The organism is Stenotrophomonas sp. ZAC14D1_NAIMI4_1 (genome assembly GCF_003086775.1).
In the GTDB taxonomy this organism is placed as follows: domain Bacteria; phylum Pseudomonadota; class Gammaproteobacteria; order Xanthomonadales; family Xanthomonadaceae; genus Stenotrophomonas.
Genome location: NZ_CP026001.1, coordinates 297,145 through 310,264, shown reverse-complemented (window position 1 = coordinate 310,264; position 13,120 = coordinate 297,145). Strand labels below are relative to the sequence as shown.

Sequence of the window (13,120 nt, the reverse complement as noted above, 5' to 3'; positions counted from 1 at the left end):
GCTCAGCCCTCGTTGCGCGGGATCGCGAAACGGTAGCCGCGGCCACGCACGGTCTCGATCGGCTTCAGTTCGCCGTCCGGGTCCAGCTTCTTGCGCAGGCGGCCGATGAACACTTCCAGCACGTTCGAGTCGCGGTCGAAATCCTGCTGGTAGATGTGCTCGGTGAGGTCGGCCTTGGAGACCAGTTCACCGGCATGCATCATCAGGTATTCCAGCACCTTGTACTCGTAGCTGGTCAGGTCGACATTGCTGCCGGTGACGCTGACCGTCTGTGCTGCCAGATCCAGGGCAACCGGACCGCATTCCAGGGTCGGCTTGCTCCAGCCAGCGGCGCGGCGCAGCAGCGCGTTGACGCGGGCCAGCAGTTCTTCCACATGGAACGGCTTGACCAGGTAATCGTCGGCGCCCTGCTTGAGGCCTTCGACCTTGTCCTGCCAGCTCGAACGCGCGGTCAGGATCAGCACCGGGAACTTCTTGCCCTCATCGCGCAGGGCCTTGATCAGCTCCATGCCCGACATCTTGGGCAGGCCCAGGTCGATGATGCCGACGTCGAACGGCACTTCGCGGCCCATATAAAGGCCTTCCTCGCCGTCCTGTGCAGCATCGACGGCAAAACCTTCGCGCTTGAGCCGGGCTGCCAGGGTCTCACGCAGCGGGGCTTCGTCTTCGACCAGAAGGATACGCATGAACTCTCCCTAGTGTCCTGGGTGTGGCCCGGAGGCCTGTGGGTACGGTGTATTACGGCAACTATCCCTGTTCAGGGGTTATCGCCGCGTAGTGATGACATATCCGACCGCGGCGTGCGCGGCTGTGAACGTGCCGGGGCGGGATCGTCCATGTAGCGGACGCGGCCCCGGTCATCCATGTATTTGACCCGGTTGATGTCCCGGCCATCGAACGGCACGCGCTCGGCGCCGAGGATGTGGCCACCGGTGGAGCGCTGCACCCGGCGCACGGCATCGGACAACGAACGATCATCGCCACGGCCACCACGATCCATCATGTCCGTACGCATGTCCGCGCGCATGGCTGCACGCGGCTCACCGCCACCACCACCACCGCGCGGTGGCTGCTGGGCCATCGCTGCAGAAAGGGGGGCAGCCGCCAGGACCACGCAGGTGGCCAGGGCAATGCGGCGGTGGAAGGGAGCGGAAGACATCGATGCGATCCTAGCCGAGCACGGCGATTCGTTCAAAAGTCGTAAATCCGGAGCGCCGGATACGGAACCCGGTCTTTACATTTCCTTTGCAAATGATTGGTTTGGCGCGGTGAATCCGATCTGAACTTTTCCGGGTGCTCTCCGGCGTTGTTCATCTAAGTGAACATTCGGGACGAATCTACGGGCCTTGTCAAGTCAGGAACGTGACTGCGGTCACGCTGCAGCACGGTCCGATGCGCGCTCGGTGACCGCCAGCGCCTGCTCGATCAGCGCCCAGTCGGCGCCGGGGCGGTGCGCGCCCTCGCTCAGCACCTGACGGAAGGCGCGGCCACCCGGCTGGCCATGGAACAGGCCCAGCAGATGGCGGGTGATGTGCTTCAGGGCCAGGCCCTCGCCCAGGCGGGCCTCGATGTAGGGGCGCAGCGCGCGCAGCAGTTCGCCACGCGGGCGCAGCGCGGCGCCGGTCTGCAGCGCCTCCAGCTGATGCAGCAGGTAGGGGTCGTGGTAGGCCGCGCGGCCCAGCATCACGCCATCGACGTGCGCGGCCTGGGCCTGCACCGCCTCCACGGTGGCCAGACCGCCGTTGATGACCACCGGCAGCGCCGGGCGCGCCTGCTTGAGGCGGTAGGCCCAGTCGTACTTCAGCGGCGGAACCTCGCGGTTCTCCTTTGGCGACAGGCCCTTCAGCCAAGCGTTGCGCGCGTGGACCACGACCATGGCGGCACCGGCGGCCACCTGGCGGTCGACGAAGCCGGCGAACACCTCGTAATCGTTGTCCTCGTCCACGCCCAGGCGGCACTTCACCGTGACCGGGATGTCCACCGCCGCGACCATGGCCGCCACGCACTCGGCCACCAGCGCCGGTTCGCGCATCAGGCAGGCGCCGAAGCGCCCGGCCTGCACGCGGTCGGACGGGCAGCCGCAGTTGAGGTTGACCTCGTCGTAGCCCCAGTCGGCGGCGATGCGCGCGGCCTGCGCCAGCAGGGCCGGATCGCTGCCGCCCAGCTGCAGGGCCAGCGGCTGTTCGCTGGCGTCGAAGCCGAGCAGGCGCTCGCGATCGCCGTGGATGACCGCGTTGGCGTGCACCATCTCGGTGTACAGCCGCGCACCCGGCGCCAGCACGCGGTGGAACACGCGGCAGTGGCGGTCGGTCCAGTCCATCATGGGGGCAACGGACAGGCGCAGGGAATCGGCGTAACGGGCGGTGGCGGACGTCATCGGGGTGTTGATCGTGGAGACTGGCATTGCCAGTGAGATCAATAGTTTACACCGCGCGGCTGAATCTGCCCGCGCTGGCGCGGCAGGGCGCTGCCACCGGCGCTGCTGGCCTTGGCAGGCTGTGGGTTCGAGTCATCCAAGGGTATCGCCCACTTGTCCAGCGGGGGGCGCTTCCTCAACCTGCTCATCGCCTGCCTCCCGAAGCATCTCGACCCAAAAGTCTGAGGGGCACTGCCACTGAGCCATGAATGCGTTGACCACAGCACCTGCTGCCGACGATCCTCCCCTACCGGGGCATCGAAACTCAGCAGGGGAATCCTGCGGGGGCGACAAATAGGGCTGCATCGTAGAGAACCGTCTCTACATCCAACGTTGTTGAGTCACAGGGGGGAATACAAATTGAACAGCAATGAGAATGAGCAGTTCACACACCACTTGCTCAAGGCGGCAGAGCAAGCGGTCCGCCTGGGATATCCCCCGACGCGCTTCAAGCAGATGCTCAATACATACGGCGGCTTCGATACCGTCAAACGCATTCTGATGACCGGCAAGCCATCAGATGGGTTCATTAAATTGCTCGGGTACGGCCGTGTAGACCTGACCTGCGAGGCCATCATTGTCGAGTCCCACTGGCGGCCGTTCTTCGATGAAGATCTGCTCCAACGGTCTGAGGCACTTCTTACGTCAGTGGGCTACAAATTCCAGCCGTTCACTTCAACAGAAGCAGCACATCTCCCGACAGAGTCCTCAATATCCATCGCTGAAAGGCTTGGGCTATCCGCAAAAGCCGAATCCAAGGGAACATCTGCCTTCTTCGCCGAAGACCTGCGCGCCCCACTGGCCAACGTTCGCTGGTCCTGGGGTTCAGTTGACGACGTCAGCAGGCGCGTCTTCCTGCGCTTGTGGGAGGAGGACCTGCAGTCACACGACGGAAGAACCCAGATCTTCGTGCTGGATGATAAGGATACTCACCGGCTTGGATGGCAGGAACGGCAGCGTCACGTTGCACTGATGGAAAGGGGATACGCCGGCTATGGCGTGATCTGCAGGAGCCAGGAGGGTGGCGAAGGAATCGCTGCGTATGACAGCTCCCAGCTGATCCGCCTCGGCACCATTCATGATCGCGACGAGTGCAGGTACGCAGACGTTATGGACACCGTGCCTGTCCAGTCATTCAGATACACAAGTCCTACGCCCGAAGAGATTGCGGAGGATGTCACTCAGGTTGAGCGGAATGTCGAGGACCCGACAACGCGGACCGCACTGATCCAAGCACGCGTCGGGCAAGGGCAGTATCGCGCCCGACTTGAAAGTCTGTGGGACAGCGCATGTGCGGTGACTGGATGCAGCGTCCGGGCGGTACTGCGCGCATCACATTGCAAACCCTGGCGGCTCTCGGACGATGAAGAACGATTGAACGCAGAGAATGGCCTGCTGCTCAGCGCGAATCTCGATGCCCTCTTCGACGCTGGACTTGTCTCTTTTGATGACGAAGGCCGCATGCTGGTCGCCGATCAACTGTCTGTCGAAGAAAGGCAGCTGCTGAATCTTCCAAATGGGCTTCGTAAACGCCCTACCGAAGCTCTAGCCAGCTACTTGAAGTACCACCGTGAACTGATTTTTTCGAAGCCGAAGGCATCGCAGTGACTGGATCGCAGCACGTTCCAGTGACGATTTCACGCCTGATCGCCTGATCGCCCGGCATGAACTGGATCCACCCATTGGTGGATCCAGTTCAGTCCCCGCTCCAACACCGCAATGAAGCAGTTCGAGCTCCTGGAAAAAGCGAAGACCTGCACCCCCCTGCCCGATCAATGCCCGCCGCGCGCGCCGCCCACCTGCTCGATGAGGGTCTGGCTGGCGGCATTGAGGCCCACCACCGTCACCTGCGCACCATGCGTGGCCAGCTTTTCCTGTGCGCGCTCCAGCGCGGCCACGGCGGTCAGATCCCACAGATGGGCGTCGCGCAGGTCGATCTGCACCTTCGGCGCGACGTGCTGGTAGTCGAAGGCCGCGCCGAGCTGGCCAGCCGAGGCAAAGAACACCTGCCCGCGTACGCGGTACACCTGGGTATCCGCCGCGTCCTCACGCTGCACGTCCAGCATGCGGCCGACCTTGCGGGCGAAGAACAGCGCCGACAGCAGCACGCCGCTGAGCACGCCCTTGGCCAGGTCGTGGGTGGCCACGGTGACCACCACGGTCAGCAGCATCACCGCAGACGAGCTGCGCGGATGCGTGCGCAGGTCGCGCAGCGAGCGCCAGCTGAAGGTGCCGATGCTGACCATGATCATCACCGCCACCAGCGCGGCCATCGGGATCTGCCGCACCAGGTCGCTGCCGTACACCACCAGCACCAGCAGCAGTGCGCCGGCCACCAGGCAGGACAGGCGGCCGCGGCCACCGGAGGTCACGTTGATGACCGACTGGCCGATCATCGCGCAGCCGGCCATGCCGCCGAGGAAGCCGGTGACCGTGTTGGCCACGCCCTGGCCGACGCACTCGCGGTTGCGCTCGCTGGGCGTCTCGGTGATGTCCTCGACGATCTGCAGGGTCATCATCGATTCGAGCAGGCCGACCACGGCCAGCGTGGCCGACACCGGCAGCAGGATGCGCAGGGTTTCCCAGGTGAGGGGCACATCGGGGATGAGGAAGTGCGGCAGGCTGTCGGGCAACTGGCCCATGTCACCCACGCTGCGCACGTCCACGCCGAAGCCGATGACCACGGCGGTGAGCACGACGATGGCGACCAGCGGCGACGGCACGGCGCGGGTGATGCGCGGCAGCAGGTAGATGATGGCCAGCGCGGCGGCGCACAGCACATAGACGGTGGGGCCGCGGCCGATCAGCTCGGGCATCTGCGCCAGGAAGATGAGGATGGCCAGCGCGTTGACGAAACCGGTGATGACCGAGCGCGAGACGAAGCGCATCAGCGAGCCGAGCTTGAACACGCCAGCCAGCACCTGCAGCAGGCCGGCCAGGATGCTGGCGGCGAACAGGTACTGCAGGCCGTGGTCCTTGACCAGATCGACCATCACCAGCGCCATGGCGCCGGTGGCAGCAGAAATCATGCCCGGGCGGCCGCCGGCGATGGCGGTGACCACCGCGATCGAGAACGCGGCATACAGGCCGACCTTGGGGTCGGCGCCAGCGATGAGCGAGAAAGCGATGGCCTCGGGAATCAGGGCCAGGGCGACGACCATGCCGGACAGCAGATCACCACGGATGTTGCCGAGCCATTGCTGGCGCAGGGGGTAGGACGTTTGCATGGGAAAACTCCGCGCGCACGGGCAAAGGGCCACGTGGCGCTGCAGTGGAAAGACACGGGTTCCTGAGCCGGGCGGGCCGGCTGCCGAGGTGCGGCAAGGGTCAGGGTGGCGTGATCACTGCAGGCGGGTGTCGGTACGTGGGAGGCGCGCAGTCTACGGGAAGCCGCCCGGCGGCGGTAGCGCGGGCAGGCATTGAACGCAGCGTGACATGGCAGCGCCCTACAATCGGACCATGGCCCTGCCCTCTCCCCGTTTCTTCGACCCCGCCACCGAACAGGGCGTGCTGCGCCTGTCCATTGCCTTCTCGCTGGCGGTCGCGCTGGCCGGGGTGGTGTTCGGCCTGCTGGCCAATTCCTCGCTGATCATCTTCGACGGCATCTACGGCCTGATCGACGTGGTGATGACCTGGCTGTCGCTGCTGGTGGCGCGCCTGATCGCGCTGTCCACGCAGACCGATGCGCTGCAGTCGCGGCTCAACCAGCGTTTCACCATGGGCTTCTGGCACCTGGAGCCGATCGTGCTGGGGGTAAGCGGCCTGCTGATGATCGGCGCGGCGCTGTATGCCCTGGTCAATGCGGTGGATGCGCTGATGTCCGGCGGGCGCCATATCGCGCTGGGGCCGGCGATTGTGTTCGGCGTGGTGTCACTGCTGGCAGAAAGTGCGTTCGGCGCCTTCGTGTGGCGCGCCAACCGTCGCATCGGTTCGGACTTCATCGCCCTGGATGCGAAGAACTGGGTGATCGCCGCGAGCATGTCGGCCTGCTACGTGGCCGCGTTCGTGGGCGGCGTGCTGGTGCAGGGCACGTCGCTGGCCTGGGTCGGGCCCTATATCGATCCGGCCATCCTGGCGGTGGTCTGCCTGTTCGTGATGGTGGCGCCGCTGGGCACGGTGCGCCGCGCGCTCGCCGGCATCCTGCTGGTGACCCCGCCGGATCTGCAGGCGCACGTGGACGCCGTGGCGCGGGACATCGTGGCCCGCCATGGCTTCGTCGAACACCGCAGCTACGTGGCCCAGGTCGGCCGTGGCGAGCAGATCGAGCTGTTCTTCGTGGTGCGCGAGGACGACCCGCCGCGGCCACTGGTGGAGTGGGACCAGCTGCGCGATGAGATCGGCGATGCACTGGGCGAAGCGTCCCCGGACCGTTGGCTGACCATCATGTTCACCACCGACCGCGAGTGGACGATCTAGATCGACAGGACGATGTGTCAAATATTCAGGACGAACTATCACCCATCGTCCTGCAGGACCGGGCAAAGTAGACCCATCGAAACACCCACCCACTGACCAGGAGCATCCCATGTCCATCGAAAAGGTTCTGTACACCGCCCAGGCCACCTCCACCGGCGGCCGTGAAGGCCGTTCGGTCTCCTCCGACAACGTGCTGGACATCCAGCTGTCGACCCCGCGTGAGCTGGGCGGCGCCGGCGGCCCGGGCACCAACCCGGAACAGCTGTTCGCGGCTGGCTACTCGGCCTGCTTCCTGGGCGCGCTGAAGTTCGTGGCCGGCCAGGCCAAGGTCGCGCTGCCGGCCGACACCACCGTCACCGGCAAGGTGGGCATCGGCCAGATCCCGACCGGTTTCGGCATCGAAGCCGAGCTGACCATCAACGCCCCGGGCGTGCCGCGCGAACAGCTGGAAGAGCTGGTGCAGAAGGCGCACATCGTCTGCCCGTACTCCAACGCCACCCGCGGCAACATCGACGTGACGCTGATCGTTGCCTGATGCGGTGATGCCGGCCAGCGGCCGGCGCTACCACGGCAAGAGCAAAAAAATGGGCGGATGCCGGTCGAAACCGGGCATCCGCCCATCCCACCTTCGTTGTCCCGCGCGGGGGCATGAGGTTGCCGGCCAGCGGCCGGCGCTACCAGGTCACTTCTCGCTCGTGATGAGCTGCACGACGCTGGAGAAATCCAGCTTGCCGCGGCCGGCCTGGTGGTTCATCGAGTACAGGTTGCGGGCCACTTCGCCCAGCGGGATCGAGGCGCCCACGCTCATCGCCGCTTCCACCGCCAGGCCCATGTCCTTCAGCATCAGGTCGCTGCCGAAGCCGCCGCTGTAGCCACGCGAGGCCGGGGCGTTTTCCAGCACGCCCGGCCACGGGTTGCACACTTCGGTGGCCCAGCTGCGGCCGGTGCTGACCGCCATCATCTGCGACAGCACCTTCGGGTCCAGCCCGTGCGCCACGCCCAGGGCGATGGCTTCACCGGTGACGGCCATGATCACGCCCAGTGCCATGTTGTTGCACAGCTTGGCCACCTGGCCGGCGCCGCTGGCACCGACGTGGAAGATGTTCTTGCCCATGGCCTGCAGCACCGGGCGCGCACGTTCCAGTGCGTCCTCTTCGCCACCGACGATGAAGGTGAGGGTGCCGGCCTGTGCGCCGGCGGTACCGCCGGACACGGGTGCATCGAGCATCTGCAGGCCACGTGCGGCAGCGGCTTCAGACACCTTGCGGGCGCTGGCCGGGGCAATCGTGCTGCAGTCGATGACCAGCGCACCGGCCGGGATCGCGGCGAGGATGCCGTCCTCGCCCAGGTACACGCCTTCGACGTGGCGGCTGGCCGGCAGCATCGAGATCACGACTTCGGCGTCGGCCAGGGTGTCTCGGGCCGACGGTGCGGCGCTGGCACCGGCATCGACGGCGGCCTGGACGGCGGCCGGCACCAGGTCGAACACGCGCACGGTGTGGCCGTTCTTGACCAGGTTGGCGGCCATCGGGCCACCCATGTTGCCCAACCCGATGAATGCAATGCGGCTCATGCAAGGCTCCTTTCAGCAAGGGGAGTGCCCAGGTCGGCCAGCGGATGCGCGGCGTCGGCCCAGGGGGAAACAAAGAAGGTCTGCGCCCACGCGGCGGTGGCCTCGGCCAGGGTGGCCGGGTTCCACTGCGGGTTGCGGTCCTTGTCGATCAGCAGCGCGCGGATGCCTTCGGCGAAATCGCCACGGGCGGCGCACTGCAGGGCGGTGATGTATTCCAGGCGGTAGACGCTGGCCAGATCCTGGCCGGCGCTGCGGCGCTGCAGTTCGAAGGCCAGCCGCGCCGAACCGGGTGCACCGGCGGCGAGGGTCTTCTGTGCGGCCTGCAGCCAGGCATCGTCGGTCTGCAGGCTGCTGATGCGGTCGATGATTGCGGACAGGTCATCGCCTTCGCACAGCGCGTCGACCTGCGCGGCGTTGGCCAGCAGCGGGCCGGTCGCGGCGTCGCTGGCATGCGATTGCAGCAGATGATCCAGGCGTTCGTGGTTGTGCGCGGCGTCGCTGGACCAGGCCACCTGCAGCAGCGCATCGAACACCGCGCTGCGGCGGTCTTCGGCCACGTGCACATCGGCCAGGCCGGCGTAGATGGCATCGCCCGGATTGAGCAGTGCGCCGGTCAGGGCTAGGAACAGGCCGCCCTTGCCGGGCACGCGCGGCAGCAGCCAGCTGCCACCGACATCCGGGAACAGGCCGACGGTGATTTCCGGGAAGGCCAGCTTGGAGCGCTCGCTGACCACGCGGTGGCTGGCACCGGACATCAGGCCGATGCCGCCGCCCATCACGATGCCGTGGCCCCAGCACAGGATCGGCTTGGCGTAGGTATGGATGAGGTAATCGACGCGGTACTCGACGTCGAAGAACTCGGCGGCGTAGTCGTTTTCGCGGATATCGCCGTGGCCGGCCTCGCGGAAGGCGACCATGGCCTTGTACAGGCTGTGCAGGTCACCACCGGCGCAGAACGCTTTTTCGCCGGCGCCCTGCAGCACCACCATCGCGATGCCATCATCGTCGGCCCAGGCGTTCAGCTGCTTCAGCAGCAGGTGTGCCATCGGCAGCGAGAAGCCATTGAGCGTGCGCGGCGCGTTGAGGGTGGCGATGCCGATGCGCGTGCCGTTGCCGGCCACGCGCTCTTCGAACAGCACCGGTGCTTCGTCGGCAACGGTGTCGGCGGTCATGCGTTCTTCCACTGCGCGGCGCGCTTTTCCAGGAAGGCGGTCACGCCCTCGACCTGGTCGGCGGTATCGAACAGATCGACGAAGGCTTCGCGCTCGGCCACCAGCGCCGAGGCGTGGGTGCCGGTGCGGGTGGACTGCACCAGGGTCTTGCAGGCGGCGATGCTGGTCGGGCTCTGCTTGCCGGCCTTCTTCGCCCATTCCAGCGCGAGTGCCTTGGCTTCGCCCTTGCCGACTTTCTCTTCGGCCAGGCCGATGCGCAGCGCGGTTTCCGCGTTGACGCGCTCGCCCAGCAGGATCATGCGCTTGGCCCAGCCCTCGCCCACCAGGCGCGGCAGGTTCTGGGTGCCACCGGCGCACGGCAGCAGGCCGACGGTGGCCTCCGGCAGCGCGACCTGGGCGTGGTCTTCGATGATGCGCAGGTCACAGGCCAGCGCGCATTCCAGGCCACCGCCCATGGCGTAGCCGTTGATGGCGGCGATCGACACGCCACGGAACGCGGACAGCGCTTCGAAGGCTTCACCGAAGCGGCGCGCGGCTTCGCGTGCGGCGCCCTTGTCGCCCGAGGCGAACTGGTTGAGGTCGGCGCCGGCGGAGAAGAACTTCTCGCCGTCACCGGTGATCACCAGCGCGTAGATGTCGCGGTCTGCGTTGAGCGCGCCCACCAGGTCGCGCAGCGCGGCCAGGCTGTGCACGGTCCAGGTGTGCGCCGGCGGGTTGTGCAGGGTGACCACGGCGGTGTGGCCATCGGCCTCGACCTTCAGGCCCACGTGCTCCTGGGTACGCCAATCCTTCATCGCAGTTCCTCTTCGGTGTTGAGCAGGTGGCGGGCAACGATCACCCGCATGATCTCGTTGGTGCCTTCCAGGATCTGGTGCACGCGGCTGTCGCGCAGCAGGCGCTCGATCGGGTATTCCCGGATGTAGCCGTAGCCGCCGTGGATCTGCAGCGCTTCGTTGCAGATCTTGAAGCCGGCATCAGTGGCGAAGCGCTTGGCCATCGCGCACCACACGTTGGCATCGCTGGCGCCGGCGTCGAGCTTGCGCGCAGCCGAATGCACCATCTGCCGCGCGGCCACCAGTTCGATGGCCATGTCGGCCAGCTTGAACTGCAGCGCCTGGAAATCGGCCAGCGCCTTGCCGAACTGGCGGCGCTCGCCCATGTAGCGGCGTGCAGCGTCCAGCGCGCCCTGCGCGGCACCCAGCGAGCAGGCGGCGATGTTGATGCGGCCGCCGTCCAGCCCCTTCATCGCCAGCTTGAAGCCGCCGCCTTCCTCTCCCAGAAGGTGGCTGACCGGCACGCGGACGTTTTCGAAGGTGATGCCACGGGTGGGCTGGCTGTTCCAGCCCATCTTCTCTTCCTTGCGGCCATAGCTGATGCCCGGCAGGTCGGCCGGCACCGCGATGGCGCTGACACCGCCCGCACCGGCACCGCCGGTACGCGCCATCACCACCAGCAGCTCGGTGGCACCGGCGCCGGAAATGAAGGCCTTGGAGCCGTTCAGCACATAGAAGTCACCGTCGCGCACGGCGGTGGTCTTCAGCGAAGCAGCATCCGAGCCAGCGCCCGGTTCGGTCAGGCAGTACGAGGCCAGCTTGCTGCCCGAGGACAGGTCGGTGCCCCACGCATCGCGCAGTTCGGCCTGGCCCCATTTGGAGACCATCCACGAAGCCATGTTGTGGATGCTGATGTACGCCGCGGTCGACGGATCGACGTTGGCGAGCTCCTCGATGACGACGGCGGCGTCCAGGCGGCTGAGGCCGCTGCCGCCGACTTCCGGGTCCATGTACAGACCACAGAAGCCCAGTTCACCGGCCTTGGCGATCGCCTCGCGCGGAAAGATGCCCTCCGCATCCCATCGCGCGGCGTGCGGCGCCAGTTCGGCCTGTGCGAAGTCACGCGCGGCTTCGCGGTACGCCTGCTGCGCTTCTTCCTGGTCCGTCGTCATCGAGTGGCTCATGGCTGCTCCTGCCCTTACTTCAGGCTGATGGTGGTGTTGACGCCGTGGCTCAGCGTCTCGTCATCGAACCAGCGTGCGGTGACGGTCTTGGTCTGGGTGTAGAACAGCACGACCTGCTTGCCGTACGGGCCCAGGTCGCCCAGCTTGGAGGCGCGCGAACCGGTGAACGAGAACAGCGGCACCGGCACCGGGATCGGCACGTTGATGCCGACCTGGCCGACGTCGATGTCTTCCTGGAAGCGACGGGCAGCCGCGCCGGACTGGGTGAACAGCGCGGTGCCGTTGCCGTTCGGGTTGCTGTTGACCATGGCGATGGCCTCGTCCAGCGTTTCCGCTTCGAGGATGACCAGCACCGGCCCGAAGATTTCTTCCTGGTAGATGCGCATGTCGGTGGTGACACCGGCAAAGATGGTCGGGCCGACGAAGTTGCCCTTCTCGAAACCATCGACCTGCGGCTTGCGGCCGTCCAGCACCAACTTGGCGCCCTGCTCCACGCCCGAGGCGATCAGGCCTTCCACGCGCTCGCGGGCGCTGCAGGAAATGACCGGGCCGACGTCGGTGCCGGACACGGTGCCGCCGCTGACCTTGAGGGTCTGCGCCTTGGCCACCAGGTCCTGCACCCAGTTGCGCGCTTCACCGACCAGCACCAGCGTGGAGGCGGCCATGCAGCGCTGGCCGGCCGCACCGAAGGCGGCGCCGACCATCGCGTTGAGGGTCTGTTCCTTGTTGGCGTCCGGCAGCACCACGGCGTGGTTCTTGGCGCCCATCATGCACTGCACGCGCTTGCCGGCCAGCGAGGCGCGGTTGTAGACGTGGGTGCCGACGCGGGTGGAACCGACGAACGACACGGCCTTGATGTCCGGGTGGTCGCAGATCGCGTTGACCACTTCCTCGCCACCGTGGACGACGTTCAGCACGCCCTTCGGAATGCCGGCTTCCAGCGCCAGCTCGACCAGGCGCATGGTCACCATCGGGTCCTGCTCGGACGGCTTGAGGATGAAGGTGTTGCCGGTGGCGATCGCCATCGGGAACATCCACAGCGGGATCATCGCCGGGAAGTTGAACGGAGTGATGCCGGCGCACACACCGAGCGGCTGCATGATGCTGTAGGTGTCCACGCCGTTGGCCACGTTGTTGGCCAGCTCGCCCAGCTGCAGGTTGCCGATGGCAGCGGCGTGCTCGACCACTTCCAGGCCACGGAACACATCGCCTTCCGCGTCCGGCAGGGTCTTGCCCTGTTCGGCGGTGAGGATGTGGGCCAGCTCGCTCATGTTCTCGCGGATCAGCTGCTGGTACTTCAGGAAGATGCGCGCACGGGTGCCGATCGGGGTCTTGCGCCAGGTCTTGAAGGCTTCCTTGGCGGCAGCAACGGCGGCATCCACTTCGCTGGTGGTGGCGAACGGCACCTGGGCCAGCACGTCCTGGGTGGCCGGATTGATCACGTCCTGCCAGTGGGAGGTGGCCGATTCGACGAACTGGCCATCGATCAGCATGCGGATACGGGGCGCTGCAACAGTCATGACGACAATCCCACTGGCTCGAAAGATGCTTGGCATTATTCACATCACCCTCCTCGATTTCCGGCC

12 protein-coding genes are annotated in these 13,120 nt (G+C 66.3%); 3 read left to right on the top strand and 9 right to left on the bottom strand.

Annotated elements, in window-relative coordinates; all coding sequences use genetic code 11:
* Positions 1–2 precede the first annotated feature (2 nt).
* From C1927_RS01355 to dusA, 3 genes are all read right to left on the bottom strand, one after another.
* Positions 3–686, bottom strand: a complete 684-nt coding sequence (locus C1927_RS01355) for a response regulator transcription factor (protein WP_079224892.1) — start codon at positions 684–686, stop codon at positions 3–5.
* A gap of 71 nt (positions 687–757) precedes the next feature.
* On the bottom strand, positions 758–1,159 hold the full coding sequence (locus C1927_RS01350; protein WP_079224890.1) for a hypothetical protein: 402 nt from the start codon (positions 1,157–1,159) through the stop codon (positions 758–760).
* A 213-nt stretch (positions 1,160–1,372) separates the two neighbouring features.
* Entirely contained in the window at positions 1,373–2,404 is a 1,032-nt protein-coding gene (dusA, locus tag C1927_RS01345; protein WP_079224888.1) for a tRNA dihydrouridine(20/20a) synthase DusA, read from the bottom strand.
* Positions 2,405–2,776: 372 nt separating this feature from the next.
* Here dusA and C1927_RS01340 point away from each other — a divergent pair, with 372 nt between their 5' ends.
* Positions 2,777–4,024, top strand: a complete 1,248-nt coding sequence (locus C1927_RS01340; protein WP_159095269.1) for an HNH endonuclease — start codon at positions 2,777–2,779, stop codon at positions 4,022–4,024.
* 164 nt (positions 4,025–4,188) lie between these two features.
* Here the strand turns inward: C1927_RS01340 and C1927_RS01335 are convergent, their stop codons facing one another.
* The gene (locus tag C1927_RS01335; RefSeq protein WP_108745736.1) at positions 4,189–5,643 is read right to left on the bottom strand and encodes a SulP family inorganic anion transporter; all 1,455 of its coding nucleotides are present in this window, start codon (positions 5,641–5,643) and stop codon (positions 4,189–4,191) included.
* Between the two features lie 232 nt (positions 5,644–5,875).
* Between C1927_RS01335 and C1927_RS01330 the strand changes: the two genes are divergently transcribed.
* Entirely contained in the window at positions 5,876–6,832 is a 957-nt protein-coding gene (locus C1927_RS01330) for a cation transporter (RefSeq protein ID WP_237771993.1), read from the top strand.
* A 109-nt stretch (positions 6,833–6,941) separates the two neighbouring features.
* Complete coding sequence (locus C1927_RS01325; protein WP_079224881.1) at positions 6,942–7,367, top strand: organic hydroperoxide resistance protein; 426 nt, start codon at positions 6,942–6,944, stop codon at positions 7,365–7,367.
* Between the two features lie 147 nt (positions 7,368–7,514).
* Here the strand turns inward: C1927_RS01325 and mmsB are convergent, their stop codons facing one another.
* Genes mmsB through C1927_RS01300 form a run of 5 tightly spaced genes read right to left on the bottom strand, consistent with a single transcriptional unit; the run spans position 7,515 to position 13,054 of the window.
* Entirely contained in the window at positions 7,515–8,405 is an 891-nt protein-coding gene (mmsB, locus tag C1927_RS01320; RefSeq protein WP_079224879.1) for a 3-hydroxyisobutyrate dehydrogenase, read from the bottom strand.
* Positions 8,402–9,577, bottom strand: coding sequence for an enoyl-CoA hydratase/isomerase family protein (locus C1927_RS01315; protein ID WP_079224877.1), 1,176 nt, complete (start codon positions 9,575–9,577; stop codon positions 8,402–8,404). Before C1927_RS01315 ends, mmsB begins: the two co-directional genes overlap by 4 nt.
* Positions 9,574–10,371, bottom strand: a complete 798-nt coding sequence (locus C1927_RS01310) for an enoyl-CoA hydratase (RefSeq protein WP_079224875.1) — start codon at positions 10,369–10,371, stop codon at positions 9,574–9,576. Before C1927_RS01310 ends, C1927_RS01315 begins: the two co-directional genes overlap by 4 nt.
* Positions 10,368–11,534, bottom strand: coding sequence for an acyl-CoA dehydrogenase family protein (locus C1927_RS01305; protein ID WP_079224873.1), 1,167 nt, complete (start codon positions 11,532–11,534; stop codon positions 10,368–10,370). The genes C1927_RS01310 and C1927_RS01305 overlap by 4 nt, the downstream gene beginning before the upstream one ends.
* A gap of 14 nt (positions 11,535–11,548) precedes the next feature.
* Positions 11,549–13,054 carry a CoA-acylating methylmalonate-semialdehyde dehydrogenase gene (locus C1927_RS01300; RefSeq protein ID WP_079224871.1) on the bottom strand — a complete coding sequence of 502 codons (1,506 nt, stop codon included), beginning with the start codon at positions 13,052–13,054 and terminating at the stop codon, positions 11,549–11,551.
* Positions 13,055–13,120: the final 66 nt, after the last annotated feature.